17 protein-coding genes are annotated in these 22,530 nt (G+C 72.1%); 6 read left to right on the forward strand and 11 right to left on the reverse strand.

The features are described 5' to 3' along the window. Position 1: 1 nt before the first annotated feature. From AC07DC_RS12800 to AC07DC_RS12835, 8 genes are all read right to left on the reverse strand, one after another. Positions 2-1,462, reverse strand: coding sequence for a hypothetical protein (locus AC07DC_RS12800; protein WP_478914394.1), 1,461 nt, complete (start codon positions 1,460-1,462; stop codon positions 2-4). Positions 1,463-1,709: 247 nt separating this feature from the next. Next, positions 1,710-2,708, reverse strand: coding sequence for an N-acetylglucosamine kinase (locus AC07DC_RS12805; protein ID WP_478914395.1), 999 nt, complete (start codon positions 2,706-2,708; stop codon positions 1,710-1,712). After that, a complete protein-coding gene (locus AC07DC_RS12810; protein WP_478914396.1) occupies positions 2,699-3,961 on the reverse strand; it encodes a 6-phospho-beta-glucosidase in 1,263 nt (420 codons plus the stop codon). Before AC07DC_RS12810 ends, AC07DC_RS12805 begins: the two co-directional genes overlap by 10 nt. Further along, a complete protein-coding gene (locus AC07DC_RS12815; RefSeq protein WP_478914397.1) occupies positions 3,958-4,863 on the reverse strand; it encodes a carbohydrate ABC transporter permease in 906 nt (301 codons plus the stop codon). Before AC07DC_RS12815 ends, AC07DC_RS12810 begins: the two co-directional genes overlap by 4 nt. 6 nt (positions 4,864-4,869) lie before the next feature. Then, complete coding sequence (locus AC07DC_RS12820; RefSeq protein ID WP_478914398.1) at positions 4,870-5,817, reverse strand: carbohydrate ABC transporter permease; 948 nt, start codon at positions 5,815-5,817, stop codon at positions 4,870-4,872. Further along, complete coding sequence (locus AC07DC_RS12825; RefSeq protein WP_478914399.1) at positions 5,817-7,145, reverse strand: extracellular solute-binding protein; 1,329 nt, start codon at positions 7,143-7,145, stop codon at positions 5,817-5,819. The genes AC07DC_RS12820 and AC07DC_RS12825 overlap by 1 nt, the downstream gene beginning before the upstream one ends. Before the next feature lie 132 nt (positions 7,146-7,277). Further along, positions 7,278-8,516, reverse strand: a complete 1,239-nt coding sequence (locus AC07DC_RS12830; protein ID WP_478914400.1) for an ROK family transcriptional regulator — start codon at positions 8,514-8,516, stop codon at positions 7,278-7,280. Positions 8,517-8,716: 200 nt separating this feature from the next. Beyond that, the gene (locus tag AC07DC_RS12835) at positions 8,717-9,784 is read right to left on the reverse strand and encodes a mechanosensitive ion channel family protein (RefSeq protein ID WP_478914401.1); all 1,068 of its coding nucleotides are present in this window, start codon (positions 9,782-9,784) and stop codon (positions 8,717-8,719) included. A 233-nt stretch (positions 9,785-10,017) separates the two neighbouring features. Here AC07DC_RS12835 and AC07DC_RS12840 point away from each other — a divergent pair, with 233 nt between their 5' ends. Continuing rightward, complete coding sequence (locus AC07DC_RS12840) at positions 10,018-10,554, forward strand: HNH endonuclease (protein WP_138355113.1); 537 nt, start codon at positions 10,018-10,020, stop codon at positions 10,552-10,554. A gap of 217 nt (positions 10,555-10,771) precedes the next feature. Here AC07DC_RS12840 and AC07DC_RS12845 read toward each other — a convergent pair whose 3' ends face one another. Continuing rightward, positions 10,772-14,236, reverse strand: a complete 3,465-nt coding sequence (locus AC07DC_RS12845; RefSeq protein WP_478914402.1) for a beta-N-acetylglucosaminidase domain-containing protein — start codon at positions 14,234-14,236, stop codon at positions 10,772-10,774. A 672-nt stretch (positions 14,237-14,908) separates the two neighbouring features. Between AC07DC_RS12845 and AC07DC_RS12850 the strand changes: the two genes are divergently transcribed. The 3 genes from AC07DC_RS12850 (at position 14,909) to AC07DC_RS12860 (ending at position 18,812) form a co-directional block, all read left to right on the forward strand. After that, positions 14,909-16,315, forward strand: coding sequence for an amidase (locus tag AC07DC_RS12850; RefSeq protein ID WP_478914403.1), 1,407 nt, complete (start codon positions 14,909-14,911; stop codon positions 16,313-16,315). A gap of 92 nt (positions 16,316-16,407) precedes the next feature. Then, positions 16,408-18,462, forward strand: coding sequence for a 4-alpha-glucanotransferase (gene malQ / locus AC07DC_RS12855; RefSeq protein WP_478914404.1), 2,055 nt, complete (start codon positions 16,408-16,410; stop codon positions 18,460-18,462). A 164-nt stretch (positions 18,463-18,626) separates the two neighbouring features. Continuing rightward, positions 18,627-18,812 (forward strand): hypothetical protein, encoded by a 186-nt coding sequence (locus AC07DC_RS12860; protein ID WP_478914631.1) that lies wholly within the window; start codon positions 18,627-18,629, stop codon positions 18,810-18,812. 45 nt (positions 18,813-18,857) lie between these two features. On the opposite strand, the gene AC07DC_RS12865 is transcribed toward AC07DC_RS12860, so the two are convergent. Next, complete coding sequence (locus AC07DC_RS12865) at positions 18,858-19,388, reverse strand: MarR family winged helix-turn-helix transcriptional regulator (RefSeq protein WP_478914405.1); 531 nt, start codon at positions 19,386-19,388, stop codon at positions 18,858-18,860. Between the two features lie 115 nt (positions 19,389-19,503). Between AC07DC_RS12865 and AC07DC_RS12870 the strand changes: the two genes are divergently transcribed. Further along, on the forward strand, positions 19,504-20,784 hold the full coding sequence (locus AC07DC_RS12870; RefSeq protein WP_478914406.1) for an MFS transporter: 1,281 nt from the start codon (positions 19,504-19,506) through the stop codon (positions 20,782-20,784). Positions 20,785-20,871: 87 nt separating this feature from the next. Then, positions 20,872-21,804 (forward strand): EamA family transporter, encoded by a 933-nt coding sequence (locus AC07DC_RS12875; protein ID WP_478914407.1) that lies wholly within the window; start codon positions 20,872-20,874, stop codon positions 21,802-21,804. 20 nt (positions 21,805-21,824) lie between these two features. Here the strand turns inward: AC07DC_RS12875 and AC07DC_RS12880 are convergent, their stop codons facing one another. Next, a complete protein-coding gene (locus AC07DC_RS12880; protein WP_478914408.1) occupies positions 21,825-22,448 on the reverse strand; it encodes a class I SAM-dependent methyltransferase in 624 nt (207 codons plus the stop codon). Positions 22,449-22,530 lie beyond the last annotated feature (82 nt).

Genomic DNA, 22,530 nt, shown 5'->3' on the forward strand with positions numbered 1-22,530 from the left:
GTCACCGGTACTCCGACAGCCGGCGACCGATGCCGAGAGCGGCGCCGGCGGCGGCCAGCACGGCCAGCAGCGCGGCGCCCACCGGAAGCCCGGTCAGCGCCCCGCGGCCGTCGTTCGCGGCCTGTACGAATTCCTGCTGCTCGTGGTCGACGGCCTTGCGCAGGCTGGCGTCCACCACGTCGAAGCACTGGCCGGTGGTCTCGGTGACCACCTCGCCCTGCTGGTTCTTGCCGCCGATCACCTGAGCGACGGCGTCCGCGTAGTTGCCCTCGTTGTCGCTGGCGCGGGCCGTGGTGTGCCGGCCCCGCCAGGCCTGTACGCCCTTGATCGCGTCATTGACCGGGCTGCGGCCCGCCTCGTCGTCCGCGAGCGCGAGGGCCTGCGCCATCTCGCCGCCGACGCCCTTGGGGTCCTTGCCGGCCAGAGTCGCCATGCCGCCCTGGAAGTTGGTCTCGTACGAGGCACCGGCGCCGCGGGCGACCAGCGTCAGGTTCTCGTCGCCGCGGGCCTGCAGGACACCGATCCTGGCGCTGTTGAGCACCTGCAGGGACTTCGCGCCGTGGTTGTACGAGGTGTCGAGCTGGGAGGCGGCGACGGTGTGGCCGACCACCGCCCAGAGCAGGACGACCACGGACGCCGCGCTGGCGGCCAGCATCCCCTGGTTGAAGACGCGGTTGGTGCGCCGGTACGAGCGGCGCTGGGCCCACAGCAGACCGCCGAGCGCGACCACCCCGAGCGACCAGGCGAGCCACGGCAGCGCCTTGGCCGAGCCGTAGTCCTCGCCAAGCCGGGCCGTCTCCGCCTTGTAGAGCTTGTCGGCGGTGTCCAGCAGGCCGCCGTCCTGGCGCATCAGCTCGTTGGCGTACCGCAGATGGGCGCCACCGACCGGGAAGCCCTGCCGGTTGTTGACGCCGGCCCTCGCCACCTCTTCGGTGTACCCCTTGAGCTGCTGGTTGAGCAGCGAGATCTGTTCCAGGGTCGTCGCCGACCCCTGGGCGTTCCCCGCCGCCTCGGCGATCAGCTTCGACGCCGTCCGCAGATCGGCGTCGTACCGGTCCGTGACGCTCTTCGGCTGCTGGCCGCCGATGAGGAAGCCGCCGGAGGCGGTGGTGTCCGCGTCCGCCAGCGACCGGTAGATCTCGGCGGCCTTGGCGCTCAACGGGGCGCTGTGGTTGACCACATCGCTCGCAGCCGACGCACGGTCGGTGATCTGCCATGCCGTCACCGCGCCGAACGCCACGACCAGCACGGCCAGTACGGCGCCGATGATCCGCAGCCGGCCCGGCTCGGTCGTCGCCGCGGCGCGCAGCCGGTCCACGCCCTCGCTCCAGGCGCGCCGGCGGGGCGGCGGGGGCGGCGGCACGGCCGGAGGCCTCGCGGGCGGCTGGGGAACGCGCGGCGCGGGCGGGGCTCCGTAGCCCTGCGCGGCCGGGATTCCGCTCCCCGTCGGCGTTTGTGTCACTGACCCTCCCCCGGTACGACTCCCCAGCGCACGGCAGCCAAGCTCTTGGCCAGCAGTATGGCCGTAGGCGGTGTCATCCACCTAGGGATTGCGTGGATCTTGCGCGAACTGCCCGCTATGCGGCCCTGCCGAACGAAACTTCTCCCATATCCCATCACGCCCGGGACCCGTGCGCGGTTCCGGGGGGTCACCCACGAAACGCCGGACGGGCCCGTGGAGCGGGCCCGTCCGGCGTTCGGGGACGGCACTACGCGTAGTGCGCGCGCAGCCTGGCGTGGGCCGCGGGCTCCGCGGCGACGTGATCCAGGCCGAGGAGCGCGGCACCCAGCACCGGGGCGGCGCTCACCACACGGGTGACGGCCTTGGGCGCGCGGGCGGTGAGACGGTCCGCGATGGCGTCCATCAGGGTCGGATTTCCGGCCGCCATGACTCCGCCGCCGAGCACCACGTCGGCCTCCTCGTCGAGCAGGCCGAGCCGCCCCAGGGCCACGCTCGCCAGCGCGACGATCTCGTCGGCCTGCCGGCTGACGATCTCCCGGGCCACCGCATCGCCCGCGTCCGCGGTGCGGAACAGTACGGGCGTCAGCTCGTACTTGCGGGACGGCGGGATGTGCTCCAGGTGCAGCGCCTCGATCAGGGCGTACATCGAGGTGAGGCCGAAGTGCGCGGGCAGCGCGACGGCCAGTTCGGTCGGGCCGCCGCGGCCGTCCTCGGCCCGGGCGGCGTGGAACAGGGCCTCCTCCGCCAGACCCGATCCGCCGCCCCAGTCGCCGGAGATCTTGCCGATCGCCGGGAAGCGGGCCGTCCGGCCGTCCGGCAGCATGCCGACGCAGTTGATGCCCGCGCCGCACACGACCGCGACCCCGCGCGGCTCGTCGACGCCCGCGCGCAGTATCGCGAACGTGTCGTTGGCGACGCGGGTGCTCAGGCTCCAACCCTGGGCGTGCACGGCCAGTTCGAGCTGCTGCTCCTCCACCGGCAGGTCGGCGTTGGCCAGACAGGCCGAGGTGTGCTCGGTCAGCGGGCGCTCGCCGAGGGTCAGACCGGCCGCGGCGGCGGCGCGGGCGACGATGGCCGCCAGGGCCGCGACGGCCGCCTCGACACCGACGACCGGCGGCTGGAAGCCGCCACCGCGGGCGGTGCCGAGCACCGTCCCGTCGGCGGCCACGATCGCCACGTCGGTCTTGCTGTTGCCCGCGTCGATGGCGAGGACGCCACCCGGCACGAGCGGTTCGTTCAGGCCCACGCCAGGTGCTCCCGGTTGTGCGCGATGAGACTGTCGGTGAGCGCTTCGGCGTACTCGTACTGGCCGATGAGCGGGTGCGACAGCAGTGCCTTGAACACCCGGTCCCGGCCTCCGTGGACGGCGGCTTCCAGGGCCAGGTCCTCGTAGGCGGTGACATTGGCGATCAGGCCCGCGTAGAGCGGCTCCAGCGGGGCGACGGGCAGCGGCTTGGTGCCGTTGCCGTCCACCGTCGCCGGTACCTCGATCACCGCGTCGTCCGGGAGGAACGGCAGGGTCCCGTTGTTGTACGTGTTGACGACCTGGATGTCGCCGGTGTTCCGCAGCAGGGAGGAGGCCAGGGCCACCGCCGCCTCGGAGTAGAAGGCGCCGCCGCGCTTGGAGAGCAGCTCGGGCTTCTCGTCCAGCGCCGGGTCGCCGTACATCTCCAGCAGCTGCTTCTCCATCTCGGCGACCTCGGCGGCCCGGGACGGCTTGGTGCGCAGCTCGCGGACGACCTCGTCGTGCGCGTAGTAGTAGCGCAGGTAGTACGAGGGGACGACGCCGAGCCGGTCCAGGATCACCCGCGGCAGGTGCAGGTCCTCCGCGATGGCGTCGCCGTGTTCCGCGAGGAGTTTGGGCAGCAGGTCCTCGCCGCCGGGGCCGCCGAGGCGGACCCCGCGCTCCCAGGTGAGGTGGTTGAGGCCGACGTGGTCCAGGTGGACCTCGCCGGGCGCCACGTCGAGGAGCGCGGCGAACTTCCGCTGGAAGCCGATCGCGACGTTGCACAGGCCGACGGCCTTGTGGCCGGCCTGCAGCAGGGCGCGGGTCACGATGCCGACGGGGTTGGTGAAGTCGATGATCCAGGCGTCGGGCGCCGCCCTGCGGACCCGCTCGGCGATGTCGAGCACGACCGGGACGGTACGCAGCGCCTTGGCGAGGCCGCCGGCCCCGGTGGTCTCCTGGCCGACGCAGCCGCACTCCAGCGGCCAGGTCTCGTCCTGGTTGCGCGCGGCCTGTCCGCCGATGCGCAGCTGGAGCAGTACGGCGTCGGCGCCGGCGACGCCGGCCTCCAGGTTCGCGGTGGTGGTGACCTTTCCGGGATGTCCCTGCTTGGCGAAGATCCGCCGGGCGAGGCCGCCGACGAGTTCGAGGCGCTCGGCGGCCGGGTCGACCAGCACCAGCTCCTCGATCGGCAGCGTGTCGCGCAACCGCGCGAAACCGTCGATGAGTTCGGGGGTGTAGGTCGAGCCACCGCCGACAACTGCCAGTTTCATCCCTTGACTCCAGTCAGGGTCACGCCTTCGATGAAGGCCTTTTGGGCGAAGAAGAAGACCACGATCACGGGGGCCATCACCAGAACGGTGGCGGCCATGGTGAGATTCCAGTTGGTGTGGTGGGCGCCCTTGAACGATTCCAGGCCGTAGCTGAGGGTCCAGGCGGCCGAGTTGGAGCTGGCGTAGATCTGCGGGCCGAAGTAGTCGTTCCAGCAGTAGAAGAACTGGAAGAGCGCCACGGCGGCGATGGCCGGCTTGATCATCGGCACGATCACCGTGAGGAGCGTGCGGAACTCGCCGCAGCCGTCGACCTTGGCGGCCTCCGTGTACTCCTTCGGGATCGTCAGCAGGAACTGCCGCAGCAGGAAGATGGTGAACGCGTCACCGAACGCCATCGGGATGATGAGCGGGTACAGCGTCCCGTCCATGCCCATCTGCCGGGTCCAGAACAGGTACATCGGAATGATGATGACCTGGGGCGGCAGCATCATCGTGGAGATGACCAGCACCATCACCAGATTGCGGCCGCGGAAGCGGAACTTCGCGAGCGCGTAGGCGACGGGCAGGCTGGACACGACGGTCAGCACGGTGCCGGAGACCGCGTACACCAGGGTGTTGCGCCACCAGGTCAGGAAGCCCGGGGTGTCCCAGACCTGCCGGAAGTTGCTCCACTGCCAGTCGTGCGGCCACAGGTCGCGGCTGAGCGCCTGGTTGTCGCTCATCAAGGCCGTCAGGAAGACGAAGACGAACGGCAGGACGAAGAAGAGCGCCGCGGCGAGGCCGAGCGAGTGCACCGCGATCCAGTGCAGTGCCTCCTTGCGCTTCGCGGTGCGTCTGGCGGCCACCGCGACGGCGGGGGGAACCGGCGCCGGGGCCGGCGGGGCGAGAGTTGCGTGGGTCATGGTGAATCAGTCCTCCGCCGACAGGAAGCCGTTGCGGCGTCGCAGGAGCAGCGCCGTGAACGCCATCGCCAGCACGAAGAGCACCAGTGCGATGACGCAGGCGGAGCCGTAGTCGAAGGCCTGGAAGCCGCGGTTGTACACGAGCTGGGGCAGGGTCAGGGTCGACTTGTCCGGGTAACCGGGCTCGAACTGCTGGCCGGAGTTGCCGATGATGCCGGAGGCGACCTTTCCCGCGACCAGCGGCTGTGTGTAGTACTGCATGGTCTGGATGACGCCCGTGACCACCGCGAACATGATGATGGGCGAGATGTTGGGCAGCGTCACGAAGCGGAACCGCGCCCATGCGCCCGCGCCGTCCAGCTCGGCCGCCTCGTACTGGTCCTTGGGCACGTCGAGCAGCGCGGCCATGAAGATGACCATGAGGTCGCCGATGCCCCACACGGCCAGGATGGTCAGCGCCGGCTTGGACCACGTCGGATCGGTGAACCAGCCGGGGGTCGGGATGCCCACCGATTCCAGGATGTGGTTGACCGGACCGGTGCCGGGGTTGAGCAGGAAGACGAATGCCATGGTGGCCGCGACCGGCGGGGCGAGGTACGGCAGGTAGAAGGCCGTACGGAAGAAGCCCGCACCTGTCTTGATCTTGGTGATCAGCAGGCCGATCCCGAGTCCGAAGACCACCCGCAGGGTCACCATGACGACGACCAGCCACAGGGTGTTGCGCAGTGCCGGCCAGAACAGGGGGTAGTCGTTGAAGACGTACGACCAGTTCTTGAGGCCGGCGAACGTCGGGGCGTTGAACCCGTCGTACTTCATGAAGGAGAAGTAGACGGTCGACAGCAGCGGGTAGGCGAAGAAGACGCTGAAGCCGATCAGCCACGGCGAGAGGAAGCCGAGGGTGCGGAGTGCTGATTTCCTGCGCTTCGCCTTGAGCAGGGGATGGATGGCGGTCATCACTTGGCCTGCGCGATGTCCTTGTCGACCTGAACGTCGACACCCTGCAGACCGGCCTGGACATCCGTCTTCTTGCCGGACTCGAAGGCGTAGCCGAAGTCCTGGAGCGTCACCTGGTAGGCGCCGCCGTTGATGCTGGCCGGGGTGGTGTTGCTGTTCGGGTTCTGCGCGATGTCCAGGAAGACCTTCGGGACGCTGGTCAGTTCGGGCGACTTCTGCGCCTCGAAGGTGGACGGCACGTTGTGGATCGCGTTGGCGAACGACACGACGGCCTGCGTGTCGGTGGTCATGAACTTGACCAGCTCCCAGGCGGCGTTCTTCTTGGCGCTGGTGTTGGCGACGCCGACGATGGTGCCGGAGAGGTAGCCGCGGCCGTAGGTGTCGGCCTGGTCGTCCGGGACCGGGAACGGCGCGACAGCGAGGTCGGCGGTGGCGCCCGCGTCCTTGGCCATGCCCAGCCGCCACTCGCCGTCGATGCCCATCGCGACCTGGCCGGTGTGCAGCGGGTTCTTGGCGCCGAACTCGTCACCGAAGGTGTTGCGGTACTTCTCCAGCTTGTCGAAGCCGCCGAGGGACTTCACCATGTCCTGCTGCCAGGTGAACATCTCCGCGAAGCCCTTGTCCTTGGCCATCTGGGCCTTGCCGCCGGCGTCGAAGTACTTGGCGCCCCACTGCGCGGCGAGGTGGCCCGGAGTGGACTCGTAGCCGTGGAAGTTGGGCATGAAGCCCAGCTGGGAGTACGAGGAACCGGTGGACTTCGTCAGCTTGATCGCGTCGGCCTTGAACTCCGACATGGTCTTCGGCGGGCCCGCGATGCCGGCCTCCTGGAAGGCCTTCTTGTTGTAGTAGAGCCCGTAGACGTCGCCGAGCAGCGGCAGCGTGCAGCGCTTGCCCTGGAACTGGGTGTACTCGAGCATCGGCTTCGGGAAGACCTTCGCCGGGTCGATGTTGTCCTTCTTCAGGAACGGCGCCAGGTCGGCGAACGCGCCCGAGGAGCAGAACTTGCCGACGTTGTCGGTGGTGAAGGACGACACGACGTCGGGGGCGGTGGCGCCGCCGGCCCGCAGCGCCTGGTTGATCTTGTCGTCGGTGATGTTGGCCTGCACCTTGACGTGGATGTTCGGGTGCGCCTTCTGGAAGCGGGCGACGTTGTCGTTGATCGCCTTGAGCTCGTTGGGGGCGGTCCAGCCGTGCCAGAAGGTGATGGTGACGTCCTTGGTGGCGTCATCGTTCGCCTGGGTGGTGCTCTGGCCGGTACAGGCGCTCGCGAACAGGGATATCGCGGCCGTGGCCGCGACGGCGGCGGCCACCTTCTTGGTACGGGACACTGCGCTTCCTCCGGGGGATGAGAGGGGTTGAAGGGTGTGCGAAGCCAACGGGCCGGCCATCGGGGCCGGTCCGGAACGCGGTGACGCTCTGGTGTGTGGTGTGTCGAGTGGTGGTCGGCGGGGGAGCGGGGGTCAGCGCGAGGTGTCGAACACCTCGTCGCGTGTGGTGGCGAGGGCGCTCTGCAGCGCCCCGCACAGGACGGGGTGTTCCTGCACCGCGCCGATCACCAACCGGGGCCTGGGCACGGCGAGTTCCGCCAGCTCGGCCTGGATGAGGGCACGGAGGGGCTCCCCGCCGGCGACGATCACGCTGCCGGTGAGGACGATGAGTTCGGGGTCGAGGACGGCGACCATCGAGGCCAGGCCGACGGCCAGACCGGTGGCGATCCGCGCCAGCAGCTCGGCGTGCGACCCGGTGTGCGCTGTGCCGTCGCGTTCTGCCGTCTCCGCCGCCTGCGCGGCCTCGGCGAGCAGCGTGGCGGCCAGGTCCTGCAGCGGGGCGCCGGAGACGGGGGCGAGGCCCAGCTCCCGCGCGACGCGCAGCACCGCGTTGCAGCCGGCCAGCTCCTGGAAGCCGCCGTTGTTGGCCTTGGCCACATTCCGGACCAGGGGAGTGCCGGGCACCGGCAGGAAGCCGACCTCGCCGGCGCCGCCGGTCCAGCCGCGGTGCAGCCGGCCGCCCATGACGATGGCGGCGCCGATGCCCTCCTCGTTCCACAGCAGGACGAAGTCCTCGTGGTCACGGGCGGCGCCGACCCGCTGCTCGGCCACCGCGGCGAGGTTCACGTCGTTCTCGTACTCCAGCGGTACGGCGAGCGCGGCGGCCAGTTCGTCGAGCAGCGTGGTGGAGTGCCAGCCCGGGAGGTGGCTGGCGTAGCGCAGCCGGCCGGTGCTCGGGTCGAAGGCGCCGGGCGTGCCGATCACGACCCGGTGCAGGTCCGAGCGGTTGAGCCCGGCGGCCTTGGCGGCCTCGTCCACCGCCTGGACGACCTGCTCGACGGTGCCCTGCGCGCGGCGCCCCGGTGTCGGCAGTTCGAACTCGCCGACGGTACGACCGGTGATGTCCGCGACGGCGGCCTTGATCCTTATCGGCGTCACGTCCAGCCCGGCGACATGTGCCGCGGCCGGGTTCACCGAGTACAGCTGGGCGTTGGGCCCGGGCCGGCCCGCCGTGGTGCCGGTGGCGAGTACCAGTCCGGCGGCTTCGAGCCGGGCCAGGAGTTGGGAGGCGGTCGGCTTGGAGAGTCCGGTGAGCTTGCCGATCCGGGTGCGCGACAGCGGACCGTGCTCCAGAAGGAGGTCGAGTGCCGCGCGGTCGTTCATGGCGCGCAGTACGCGCGGGGTTCCAGGAGTGCCAGCCATGCGCGCCATCCTCCCTCAGTTCACTGTTAGGAAACTTTCCTATTGGTGAAACGAAAGGTAGGCCCGCTTTCGGCAGAGCGTCAAGGGGGGTCGGCCACAGATCGACCAAAGCGTTACCTCCATGAAAGCGGCCCCCGGCGCAGTGCGCCAGAGGCCGGCAGCGGCATTTGTCAAGACCGCCGAAAGGAGGAGACCCGAGGGGCGCCTGGCTACTTGGCGCCTTCCGCCCCCTGCGAGGGCACCGGCCGGGCCGCCATCGCCTGCGGTGAATCCGGGTTGGAGTGCGCGGAAGGTGCCGCCACCGCCACCATCGGATCGGCCGGCACACCGCTGTCGTCCACGGCCGCGGTCGGCGCGCCGCCGACGATCGTGATGCCCGCCTCGTCGAAGGCCCGCTTGATCCGCCAGCGCAGCTCCCGCGCGACCGCCGTGGCCTTGCCCGGCATCGTCTTGGCCTGCGCCTGGATCACCACCGAGTCCGCGCTCACCGACTCCAGGCCCAGCACCTGTACCGGCTCCCACAGCGCCTCGTCCCACGGATCGGTCTTCGCCATGTCCTCGGCGGCGGCCTCGATCACCGCGCGCGCCCGCTCCAGATCCTGCGCGTAGCCGACCTGCACATCCACCACGGCCGTCGCCCAGCCCTGGCTCAGGTTCCCGATCCGCTTGACCTCGCCGTTGCGGACGTACCAGATCTCGCCGTTGTCGCCCCGCAGCTTCGTCACCCGCAGCCCGACCTCGATCACCGTGCCACTGGCCACACCGGCGTCGATCACGTCGCCCACGCCGTACTGGTCCTCAAGGATCATGAAGACACCGGACAGGAAGTCCGTCACCAGGTTCCGGGCGCCGAAACCGATCGCGACACCCGCGACCCCGGCGCTCGCCAGCAGTGGCGCCAGGTTGATCTGCAGCACCGACAGCACGGTCAGCGCCGCGGTGCCCAGGATCGTGAACGAGGCGATGCTGCGCAGCACCGAGCCGATCGCCTCGCTGCGCTGCTTGCGCCGCTCCGCGTTGACCACCAGCAGCCCGCCCAGGGTGGTGCCCTGCGCGACCTCGACACCCCGGTTCATCCGGTCGATCAGCTTGCTGATCGTCCGCCGGACCAGTGCGCGCAGCACCAGCGCGATCACGATGATCAGCAGAATTCTCAGGCCCGCTCCGAGCCAGTCCGCCCAGTTGGCCTCGACCCAGCCCGCGGCCTCGGTCGCGGATTTCTGGGCGTCGTCGAAGCTGGTTGCAGGAGCACTCGGTGACGGTGCGGGGGTGGACACGGTGGTAAACCTCCGTTGTGGGACAGACCCTCCACACTAACGGGCTAACGGATATGCCTCGTTGCCATGTTCGAGGGCCAACAGCCTGAAAGGTGGGGAAGTAAAGGAGTGTGGTCGAAAACACCCTGAGTCCGTTACCTGGTCATGGTGGCGCCGCCACCCGGCTTCCGGAGAGACTGAGGGCAGATCGTCCCGGCGCGAGCCACGCGCCGCCGGCGTATAAGGAGGCACCCGTGCCGCATGTCCTGGTCCTCAACGCGTCGTACGAGCCGCTCGGCGTCGTACCGCTCCGCCGTGCGCTTGTCCTCGTACTGAACAAGAAGGCCGTGTGCCTCGAGGAAACCGGCGCCTATCTGCACAGCGAGTCCTGCGCTCTTCCGGCGCCCAGTGTCGTCAAACTCACCAAATTTGTGCGAGTCCCCTTTCGAGGCACTGTCCCGCTGACCCGTAGGGCACTCTTCGCCCGCGACGGCGGCAAGTGCGCGTACTGCGGAGCCGCCGCAACCAGCGTCGACCACGTCATCCCGCGCAGCCGCGGCGGTCAGCACGCCTGGGAGAACGTTGTCGCCGCGTGCAGACGCTGCAACCACGTCAAAGCGGACCGCCATGTCGCGGAGCTGGGCTGGCGGCTGCGCCATACGCCCGCACCACCGGCGGGCCTGGCCTGGCGGATCATCGGTACGGGACACAGAGACCCGCGCTGGCTGCCGTACCTGCAACCATTCGGCGCGGACGACGCCCTGGCCCGGATTGACGGCATCTCTGCCTGATATCCGGGCTTTCGTGTCTGCGGGGACGGTGTCGGGTGGTTGTGGCGGTGCCGGTGGTTGCGGCGGCGCTGGTGGCGGTGCCGGCCGGGCTGCGGCCCGGCCGGCACCTTGCTGCGCCACGGTCGCCGGGCTGCGGTCCCGGTGCCGCGATCGCTGCGCGTCGCTGTGGCGCGGTCCCTGCGCTGCGCGTCGCTGTGCCGTGATTGGTGTGGCCCGGTCACGGCAGGACGGCGTACGCCTCCACCGCGAAGAGGCTGTAGCTGTACTTCGTCGCGCGCTGCACGCCGTGGACCCGCAGGAACCTGGTCCCCGGCCCCGCGGCGGGCCCCGTGGCGGCCGTGTCGTCCAGCCGGACCGATTCGGTGCCGCCCTTGCCGTCGCGCACCGTCGCCGCGGTGTGCCAGTTCACCCCGTCGGACGAGGTCTGCACCTCGTAGCGGGCGGCGTACGCGTCCTGCCAGTGCAGCACCACCCGGCCGACCCGGGCTGGCGCGGACAGCTCCACCTGGACCCACGCGTCGTCCTGCACCGGCGATGACCAGCGGGTTTCCGGATCACCGTCCGCGATCGCCGAGGCCGGAAAGTCCGGGGTCTCGTCACCGGAGGACGTGGCTCGCGCGCCCCTGACCAGGTCCGGGCCGCCGGTCCGCGGCTGCGCCCGTACGGTGATCCGCTGCTCCGCCGAACGGCCGTCCACCAGGAAATGCACCGGAACGGAGTACGTCCCCGGCGCCGAACCCGCCGGCACGGACACGCGCACCGGCACGACCGGGGCCGCACCACGCCGCACCACGACGGAACCGAGCACTTCAACGCGCACGCCGCCTTTCGGGACCGCCGCCTCCAAGGTTCCTTGCGTGTCCTGCGGGCGCCCGGAGCGCAGCTCCGCGTGGACGGTGACCGGGCCGCCGCCGATCTCCGCGTCGACCTCGGCGTCGTCCAGCGTGATCTGCGGCGGTTCGGTGAACCACGGCACGATCTCGTGGACGGCGGGGCTCGGAGTACCGCTGCCGCCGGTCGTGGTGAGGCGTATGGCGTCGGCCGTCACCCCGTGGGCCGACAGCTCCGTCCAACCGTCCGCGAGGGCTCCCAAACGCTGCCAGCCCCTGCCGGGGATCCGTATCTCGACGGAGGCCGGGGAGGCCGTGGCGCCCGGGGCTGGGGCCGGGGCGGGGGTTGGGGCCGCGCCGCCCGGTTCCGTCAGCACCGTCACCGCCTCCAGCGGCCGGGCCGCGCCGAATTCGACGGTCAGCGGCCCGTCGGGCCGGTACGAGGTCGTCACGTCGTTGTCGGTCACGGCACGCGCGGCCGGGCCGCCGCCGACCACCGACGCCGGCGTCGCGTCGACCGGTACGTCGAACTCCCGCACCGTCACCGAGCTGGGCTGCGCGCCCGTCGCCCGCAGGCGGACGAAGCGCGCGCGGGCGCCGGCCGGTAGCCGCACCGCGATCGTCCGCCGGTCGTGGAAGACCCCGGCCGACTGCCAGCCGGCGTCGTCGCCCGCCGAGTACTCCAGCACCGCGTCGTGCAGATGGTCCTCGGAGTCGGCCGCGCTGCCCATCGCTATCCGCACCCCGCCCACCGGCCGGACCACGCCGAGGTCCACCCCGAACGAGTCGCCCGCCTGCGGCGGCGTATCGCTCGACCACGCCGTGCTGTCCCTGCCGTCGATCATCAGCGACGGATCGGTGGCCCGCGCCGAACCCTGCGTGACGGTCGCCTTCCGCCCGTCGGCGTGCACGCCCGCCCACGAGTCCGCCGTCGTCGTGGCCGCCGTCAGGAACGAGTCCAGGACGGCGCTGCCGCCCACCTTCGCGGTGCCCGCGCCGAGCCCGGTACGGGCCCGCTGCACCGCCAGCCGCCCCTGCCAGCCGGCCGCCCCGTCACCGCGCGCCTGCGCGACCAGCATGTCGACCGCCCGCTCGCCCGCCGTGCCGTACAGCGCCAACCGGTCCAGCCACGGCCGCACTTCACCGCCGAACGCGCCGTCCGCCAGCCCCGCGAGGCGGCCCGGCGCCCACCGCATGGTGGTGAACGCGGCCCGCAGCCGGCGGGCCGCGTCCGGCAACCCCTTGTGGTCCGCCGAACCGTACGCCGTCCAGAAGTCCGCCAGCAGCGGCCGCAGATACGCCGACTCCGTACCGCCGAGCGCCGACGACACGTCATTGCCCGCGAGCGCGCGCAGCGCCTCCCGGGCGGCCGGATCGGGACCGGCCAGATCGTCGATCGCCGCCTGCCACGAGGCCTGGGCGTTGTACCCGTGCGCGTTCCACGCGTAGTCGGCCGCGGTGAACAGCGCGATCCGCGACGCCGCCGGCTGCTGCATCGCCGCCGCGACCACCCCGGCCGACACGCTCGCCACGGCCGGCTCGCGGCCGGTGTACGGACCGAGGAAGAGCCGGGTGGGCGCGTAGTCGTTGACCGGGTAGTTGTCCACGGTCAGGAGCGGGTGCCGGAACGCTGCCGCTGTGGTGGCCAGTTGGGCGCCGGTGATCCGTTCGGGGACGACCCCGACGCCCGTCCACGCCACCTCGACGCCGGGGCGCAGGGCGCTCGCCAGCGCGGTGCGGTACTTCGTGGGGCCGTCCTGGTAGTACTCGGTCGGCATGAGTGACAGTTCGGCTGCGCCTGCGCCTTGGCGTTCTGTCAGATGGTCGGCGAGCGCGTTGGTCACCCGTGCCTGTGCGCGGGCGGCCGCTTCCGGGCCCTTGCCGAACTCCTTGGCGTCCGCGCCGCAGTGCCACTCCGTGTAGCTCACGTCCTGGAACTGCAGCTGGAACGCGCGGACGCCGAGCGCCCACATGGCGTCGACCTTGCGGGTCAGGGCCCGCAGATCGTCCGCCGACGAGAAGCAGAATCCCTGGCCGGGGGCTACGGCCCAGGCGAGCGTCACATGGTTCGCCGCCGCGCGTCCGGCGAGCGCCCGGAACTCCGCCCGCTGCGCGGCCGGGTACGGCTCGCGCCACTTCGCCGCCTGCCGGTACGGGTCGTCGCCCGGCGCGTACAGCAGCCGGTTCTGCTTGGTGCGGCCCATGAAGTCCAGCTGGGACAGGCGCTGGGCCTGGGTCCAGGGGACTCCGTAGAAGCTCTCCGCGGTACCGCGGACCTTGGCGGTCGGCCAGTCCCGGACCAGGGCTGGGGCGAAGGCGTCGCCGCGGAGCAGCTGGCGCAGGGTCTGTGCGGCGTGGAACAGACCGTCGGCGCCGACGCCGGCGAGGGCGACGGTGTCGCGGTCGACGGCGAGCCGGTAGCCGCCGGCCGGCAGGTCCGCCTGTGGCTGCGCCTTGAGGCGGCTCAGCTGGGCTTCGGCGGCGGGGCCGTCGGCGTAGACGGTCAGGCCGGTGGTGGTGGCGGTGGTTGTGGCGGTGGTCTCTTGGATGGTGCGGGCGCCGGCTTGCCGCAGGACGGCGCGGATGGTGTCGAGGGCGTACGGGTCGGCTGCGGGTCCGGCGATGAGTGTGACGGTGGGAGTCACTGGGGCCGGTGCGGCGCCGCCCGGGGTGCGGATGGACTGGGGGCGCGGCCAGACGGTCGGCTGTGCTTGCGTCTGGGCCTGGTCCTGGTCTTGCTGCTGGTGCGGCGGTGGCACGGGTGCGGCGCCGGCGGCCGGCACGTTTCCGAGGACGCCACCGATGACGGCGGCCACGAACGCCACTGCGGATCTGCTGCGCAAGGGTTGCACGGGTCCTCCTTGCGGCGGCCGGTGATGAGCGCTGAGCCCATCACTCTGTTGGCGGTCGTGTCAACGCGGGTTGCCCGGGTCCGGGTCGGGGGCCGGGTCCTGCGGGGTGGGGGTTCGAAATCCACTGTTTAGGGCCTGGCGGCCCTCAAATAGCTCGGCAGCATTTCGAACCCCCACCCCTCCGGCCCCGCCCCCCTCACGCCCAGACAACCCCCACCCCTGCGTGTACCTGTACCCCCGCCGGAGGCGCGCTGGGCATGGGGCCCGCGTGCACCGACCCCGCCGGTAGGCGTATGGGTGGGCGGGTGGGCGAAGGCTCGCCGCAGGCGCAACGGAGGCGAGGGCGCTCATGTACCCGCACTCCTACCGGTGGCGCGTGGCGCAACGGGCCGGCGGGCCGTCCGACCCCGCCGGTAGGCGAAAGGGCGGGTGGGTGGGCAAAGGCCCGCCGCAGGAGCAACGGCGCTGCGGGTGCCGACGTGCCCGTGCTCCCGCCGGTAGGCGAAAAGGGCGGGTGGGTGGGCGTGAGCCCGCCGCAGGCGTTGCGGCGCCGCGGGCGGCCGCGCCTGTACCCCCCGCCGGAGGCGGCGTGGCGGCGCGGGCCGTCCGCGTGCCCCCTCCGGAGGCGTGTGGCGGGGGGGGTGACGGGACGTCAGGACGTAGCCTGCCCGGATGGGCGAACCTCATGAGTTGACGATGCTGGAGCAGGCCGCTGCGATGCGGGCCGGGGAGCTGTCGCCGACGGAATTGGCGCGGCATTACCTCGGGAGGATCGACCGGCTGAACGATGCCGTCGGGGCGTATGTGACCGTGACGCCGGAGCGGGCGGTCGAGGATGCGCGGCGGGCGGAGCGGCGGTTGGCGGAAGGTGGGGTGCTGCCGCCGCTGTTGGGGGTGCCGGTGCCGGTGAAGGATCTGATCCCGGTGGCGGGGGTGCGGTGGACGTCGGGGTCGGTCGTGTTCGCCGAGCGGGTCGCCGAGTCGGGGACGCACGTCGTGGATCTGCTGCGGGCCGCGGGGACGGTGCTGCTCGGGAAGACGAACACGCCCGAGTTCGGGCTGCCGGCGTACACCGAGGGCCGGGTCGCCCCTCCGGCGAGGAGCCCGTACGGCAGGGAGCTGATGGCGGGCGGGTCGAGCGGGGGAGCCGCGGCGGCCGTGGCCGCCGGGCTGGCGCCCGCCGCGCACGGGAATGACGGCGGGGGCTCGATCCGGATTCCGGCGAGCTGCTGCGGGGTGGTGGGGCTGAAGCCGAGCCGGGGGCGGGTGAGCCCGGCGCCGTACGGGGATGTGACGGGGCTGGCGGTGACGGGGCCGATCGCCCGGAACGTGCGGGACACGGCGGCGCTGCTGGATGTGATGGCGGGGCCGGTGCCGGGGGATCCGATGCCGGTGGCGGCGTCGGGGACGTCGTTCCTGGAGTGGTGCGACCGGGAGCCGCGGCGGTTGCGGATCGGGCGGTGGGCGCGGCCCGATGTCGACGTGCCGGTGGATCCGGTGGTGCTGGCGGCGTACGAGCGGACGTCGGCACTGCTGGCGGGGCTGGGCCACGAGGTGGTGGACGTCGAGCAGCCGCTGGGTCCTGGGGATCACGGTTCGTTCGATCCGGTGTGGGAAGTGATGGCGCTGCTGGCGCCGGTTCCGGCGGAGCGGGAGGTGGAGTTGATGCCGTTGACGCGGTGGCTGCGGGAGCGCGGCCGGGCGGCTTCGGGGGAGCGGTTCGCGCTGGCGCTGGGGGCGATGCAGGCGGTGGGGCGGAAGTTCGCGGCGGCGGTGGCGCCGTTCGACGCGGTGTTGACGCCGACGCTGGCCCAGCTGCCCCAGCCGGTGGGGGCATTGCGCGACGACGGGGATCCGGCGGCGGATTTCGCTGCGCAGTACGCGTTCACGCCGTTCACGGGTGCGTGGAACATCGCGGGGTTGCCGGCGGTGTCGCTGCCGGTGGAGTGGACGGACGACGGGCTGCCGGTCGGGATGATGCTCGGCGCGCCGCACGGTGCGGAGGGCCCGCTGCTGGCGCTCGCGGCTCAGGTGGAGGCGGCGGCGCCGTGGCGGGAGCGGCGGCCGACCGGTTGGTAGCGGTGGCCGGGCGGGGTGGCGGCGTCTGACGGGGTGTCCGGTGGGGTAAGGCTGGGGTGACCCCCACCCCGCACTGTGATCTTGGAGGCCCGATGGACCGGGAGCGGCTGGCCGCGCTGCACGGCGTGGACACGACGTACCGCCCCGGTCCCGACCAGGTGATCCGGGTTCCGGAGGAGACGGTGGTCGCCGTGCTGGCCGCGCTGGGTGTGGACGCCTCGACGCCGCAGGCGGTGCGGGACGCGCTGGCCGCGTACGAGCACCGCGACCGGCAGCGGCTGCTGGCGCCGTGCACGGTGGTGCGGACCGGCCGCCCTCTGCCGCTCGGGCTCCCCGAGGGGGCCCGGGTGCTGATCGAGGCGGAGTCGGGCGAGGTGTTCGACGCCGGTGACTGGGAGCGGATTCCGCTCGGCAGGCATGTGGTGCGGGCGACCGCGTTGGACGGGCGGACGGCGCGGGCCGATCTGGTGATCGCGCCCGAGCGGCTGCCGGGTCCGCCGGGGCGCACGTTCGGCTTCATGGCGCAGCTGTACTCGACGTTGTCGGAGCGCTCCTGGGGGATGGGCGATCTGGGCGATCTCGCGGATCTGGCGGCCTGGTCGGGGCGGGCGCTGGGGGCCGGGTTCCTGCAGATCAACCCGCTGCACATCGCGGTGCCGGGGCGGCCGACGGATCCCTCGCCGTACCGTCCGTCGTCCCGGCGGTTCCCCGACCCGGTGTATCTGCGGGTCGAGGACGTCCCGGAGTACGCGTATCTGGCGCCGGACGACCGGGCGCAGGCCGTGGAGCTGGCCGGCCGGGCCGCCGCGTTGCGGGCGGGCGTGCTCCACAAGGACGCGCTGATCGACCGGGACGCGGTGTGGGAACTGAAGCTGGAGGCGCTGGGGCTGGTGCGGAAGGTGCCGCTGCAGCCGGGCCGCCGGGCCGGGTACGCCGACTTCCTGGCCGAGCAGGGCCAGTCGCTGGACGATCACGCGACGTGGTGCGCGCTGGCGGAGGTGCACGGGCCGGACTGGCACGCGTGGCCGGCGGGGCTGCGCGATCCGCGCTCGGCGCAGGTCGCGCGGGCGCGCAGCGAACTGCTCGACCGGGTGGACTTCTACTGCTGGCTCACCTGGCTGACGGACGATCAGCTGGGTGCGGCGCAGGCGGCGGCGCGGGCCGCGGGGATGCCGGTGGGGATCGTGCACGACCTGGCGGTCGGGGTGCATCCCTCGGGTTCGGACGCGTGGGCGATGCAGGACGCCCTGGCGCGGGGCATGTCGGTGGGCGCGCCGCCGGACGCGTTCAACTCGCGCGGCCAGGACTGGGGCCTGCCGCCCTGGCGGCCGGACGCGCTGGCGGCCACCGGGTACACCCCGTACCGGGATCTGCTGAGCCGGCTGCTGCGGCATGCGGGGGCGCTGCGGATCGACCATGTGATGGGGCTGTTCCGGCTCTGGTGGGTGCCGGAGGGCCGGCCGCCGACCGAGGGCGCCTATGTCCGGTACGACGCGGAGGCGATGCTCGGCGTGCTCGCCCTGGAGGCGCACCGCGCGGGTGCGGTGGTCATCGGTGAGGACCTGGGGACGGTGGAGTCCGGGGTCAGGGAGCAGCTGTCGGAGCGCGGCATCCTCGGCACGTCGGTGCTGTGGTTCGAGCGGAACCACGACGGGGACGGGAAGCCGCTGGCGCCGGAGGCCTGGCGGCAGGCCTGCCTGGCGACCGTCACCACGCACGATCTGCCCAGCACGGCGGCCCGGCTGACCGGTGAGCACGTCGAGCTGCGCTACCGGCTGGGGCTGCTGACCCGGCCGCTGGCCGAGGAGCAGGCGGAGGACGCGGCGGAGGTCGCGGAGTGGATCGCGCTGCTGGGCCGGCTGGGGCTGCTGCCGGAGGGCGCGGCGGACGAGGAGGCCGTCGTCAAGGCCGTCCACCGGTTCCTGGCGCGCACTCCCGCGGCGATGGTCGGCGTCTGGCTGCCGGACGCGGTCGGCGACCGCCGGCCGCAGAACCTGCCGGGCACCTGGGACCAGTACCCGAACTGGCGGCTGCCGGTGGCCGACGCGACGGGCCGGCCGGTCACCCTTGAGCAGCTGGCCGGATCGCCCCGGCTGCACGCGCTGCTGGACGAGGTGCGGGCCGCGCTGGCGGCAGGCCCGGAGTAACACCAGGTCGCAAGGGCATGGGCGCGTAAAGACATGGGCAAGGACACCCATAAGGACACCCCGGGCGTGCGGGCCGGAAGGCCGTTCACTACATTGAGGGCGTGGACAAGAAGCTCAACAAAAAGGCCGTGCGCGCCGGGGTCATCACCGCCGGGACGACGCTGATGCTGCTGATGTCGTCCCCCGCGTTCGCGGTCTCCCGCGACGACGGCGACGACCCGGGTACGGGCCTGAGTGTCGTACAGACCCTCGGCCTGTTCGTGCTCGCGCCGATCGCGCTGTTCGCGATCATCGCCGGCGTGGTGATGGCGACCGACAAGACCCGTAAGCAGCAGCAAGAGCGCGGCTGACGCCCTCCTTCTGCCGGCCCCCTGACCGCATGCGCGGCAGGGGGCTCAGTGCTGTTCCGACGAGCTGAGCAGCTGCCGCAGCAGGTCGGAGAGCTGGGCGGCCTGTTCGTCGTCCATCGCGCCCAGAGCCGCCTTCTGTACGGCGAGCCCGGCGCCCACCGCCTCGTGCAGCAGCGCGAGGCCGCGTTCGGTGAGGGTGACCCGCAGGCCGCGCCGGTCGTGCGGGTCCGGGCTGCGCTCCACGAGACCGGCGCGCTCCAGCTTGTCCAGCCGTCCCGTCATGCCGCCGGTGGTGAGCAGCAGCGTCGAGGAGAGCTCGCGCGGTGACAGGGTGTGCGGCTCGCCGGCCCTGCGCAGCGTCGCCAGCACATCGAACTCGCCGCGGCTGATGCCGAAGCGGCCGTACTCCTTCTCCATCCGGTCACCGACCGCACGCGCGATGCGGTAGATGCGGCCGAAGATCGCCATCGGCACGGTGTCGAGGTCGGGGCGGACCGCGTTCCACTGGGCGGTGATCTTGTCCAGGGGGTCCGGGGCGTCGAGGGGGTCCGGGGATTGCGGCGGCGGCGTGGTCATACGCAGCAGTATCGGACGAAGAACGATCGCTTGCAAGAAAGTAGCTTGACGGTAAGTCGCTTAGTAGTAAGCTAATCACCATCGAGCTACTTCGGCGACGATCCCAGGAGCGGACATGCCCAGCACTTCACGGATACCCGGCGAGCGGTCCATGCTCGCCGCGATGACCGTCAACGCGGTCGGCTCCGGGATGTACCTCCCCTTCACCCTGATCTTCTTCCACCACGTCACGGGCCTGTCCTTCGCCGCCGTCGGCGCGGTGCTCACCGCGGCCGGTCTCATCGGGCTCACGGCGCTGCCGCTGGCCGGCACCGCCGTCGACCGCTTCGGGGCCCGCCGCATCCAGCTGGGGCTCTTCGGGGTACGGGGGCTGGGCTTCGCGCTCTACCCGTTCGCGCACTCGGTGCCCGCCTTCGCCGTCGTCGCCCTGGTCACGATCATCGGCGACGGCGCCTTCCCCGCCGTCCAGCAGTCCTTCCTCGGCGAGATCGCCCGCGGCTCCGACCGGGACCGGCTGCAGGCCGCCTCCCGGGCGCTGAGCAACGGCGGCATGGGCGCCGGGGCGCTGCTCGCCTCGCTCGTCGTCGGCTTCGGCGGGGACACCGGCTTCACCGTGGCGGCCTGGCTCAACGCGGCCAGCTTCATCTTCTCGGCGCTGCTGATGTGGCGGGTGCGCCCGGCCCAGGCGGTGCGGGACGCGGCCGCCGTCGCCCGCCAGAAGGCCGGATACCGGCTGGTGCTCCGGGACCGCCCGTTCCTCGGTCTGACGGCGGCCAACTTCCTCATCGCCCTGGGCTACACCGCGCTGCCCGTCCTGTACCCGCTCTACATCTCCACCTGGCTGCACGGCCCCGAGTCCCTGACCGGCGCCGCCTTCACCGTCAACACCGTGCTGTGCGCGGTGGGCGGCATTCTGGTCGCCTCCTTCGTGCGCCGCCGCGGCGCCCGCCGCAACCGGTCCGCGGCGCTCGGCGCGGTGCTCTTCGCGGCGGCCTTCGCCGGACAGATCGTGCTCGGTACGGTGCGCCCGCAGGCCGGCTGGGCGATCGGCGCCGGGCTCGCCGTGATCATCACGGTGCACACCGTCGGGGAGATGGTGCACAACCCGTCGGCCGGAGCACTGGCCATCGCCGCCGCCCCCGACGCGCTGCGCGGCCGCTACATGGCCGCCTACCAGTTCTCCTGGCAGCTGGTGCGGGCCATCGCCCCGTCGCTGTTCACCGGCCTGATGGCCGTCGACGGCCGGCTCCCGTGGCTGCTGCTCATCGGAACCACGCTCGGCGCCGCGCTCCTCCTGGTGCGGCTGGAGCCGTACCTGGCGGCCGACGCGATCCACCCGGCGACCCCGCGACCGGTGGCCGCCTCCCCGAAGCCGGAGCTCGTCCCGGCCGTCTGACCGTCGCTCCACTTGCCCGCTGTTCCTGTGACCGCCGTCCCTGCGGCCGCTGCTCCTGTGCCCGCTGTTCTTGTGAGGAGTCCACAGATGTCCCGTCTTTCGACCATCGCGCTCACCGCCCTCGCCCCGCTCGCCTGGGGCTCCACCTACGCGGTCACCACCCAACTCCTCCCGCCGGACCGCCCGTTGTTCGCCGGCCTGATGCGGGCGCTGCCCGCCGGGCTGGTGCTGCTCGCCGCCACCCGGGCGCTGCCGCGCGGCGCCTGGTGGTGGAAGTCGGCGGTGCTCGGCACCCTCAACATCGGCGCCTTCTTCCCGCTGCTGTTCCTCGCCGCCTACCGGCTGCCCGGCGGCGTCGCCTCCGTCGTCGGGTCGGTGGGCCCGTTGTTCGTGGCGGGCCTCGCGGCCGCCCTGCTCAGCGAGCGCCCCAGCGCCCGTACGCTCACGGCCGCGGTCATCGGTGCGGTCGGCGTCAGCCTGGTCGTGCTGCGGGCCGGCGCCGGATTCGACGCCCTCGGCCTGCTGGCCGGGATCGCCGGCTCCGCGAGCATGTCGGCCGGGACCGTCCTGACCAAGCGCTGGGGACGCCCCGAGGGCGTCGGCCCGCTCGCCTTCACCGGCTGGCAGCTCACCGCCGGCGGCCTGCTGATCGCCCCGGTCGCCCTCCTCTTCGAGGGCCTGCCGCCGGCCCTCGACGCCCGCGCGGTCACCGGCTACGCGTATCTGGCGGTGGCCAACACCGCGGCCGCGTACTGGCTCTGGTTCCGCGGCATCGGCAGCCTCCCGGCCACGTCCGTCTCCCTCCTCGGCTTCCTCAGCCCGATCTCCGCCGCCGCCATCGGCTGGGCCGTCCTGGACCAGGCCCTCGCCCCCGTCCAGCTGCTGGGCATGGCGATCGCGTTCAGCGGCACTCTGCTGGGACAGCTGCACTACCAGCGCGCGGCGGCGCCGACCCCGGTGCTGCTGTCGCACCGCACGAGCTTCCCGGCGACCCCGAAGATCTCCTCGCCGACCAGGTAGTAACCCCGGTCCTCCGCCCGCTACGGAGAGACCGCGACGCCGAGGGCGGCGGCGCCCATGGGTTTGGGGGCGCCGTCTTCGTAGAAGATGTCGACTTCCCTGATGGTGAAGCCCGCGGTCGTCAGCATCTCGACGGTCGGCCGGGTGAGGTGGCACCCGCCGAGGAGGCGTTTGTTCACGGGTTCGAGGCGGCGTTGCCAGCGGCGTACGTTCTCGTCGTTCTCCGGGGCCAGCCCGTGTTCGATGAAGTGCAGCGTTCCGCCGGGCTTGAGGACGCGCCGTACCTCGCGCAGCGCGGCGCCGGCGTCGGGGATGGTGCACAGCGTCCACGTGGACAGGGCCGCGTCGAAGCTGTCGTCGACGAAGGGCAGCGACTGGCCGTCCAGGCCGGCGCGGCGTACCGGGACCGTGGCCGCTCTGACCCGCTCGGCGGCGAGCCGCCATCCGACGTCGGAGGGCTCGATCGCGGTCACGCCCGTGACGGTCGACGGGTAGTAGGGAACGTTGTGCCCGGTGCCGAATCCGATCTCGATGACTTCGCCCTCCAGGCCCTCGCAGACCCGGCGTCGCAGCGGTACGGCCAGCTTCATCCCGCAGGCGAAGTTGATGATCCGCGGCACGACGTGTTCGGCATAGATTCCCATGGCGACCTCCGCGTCTCCCTTCCAGAATGGCACCGGAGCGGGCCCGACGCACTGATTAGAGCAACTGAACGTATGTGTCAGA

It is taken from the genome of Streptomyces sp. NPDC045021 (genome assembly GCF_056432645.1).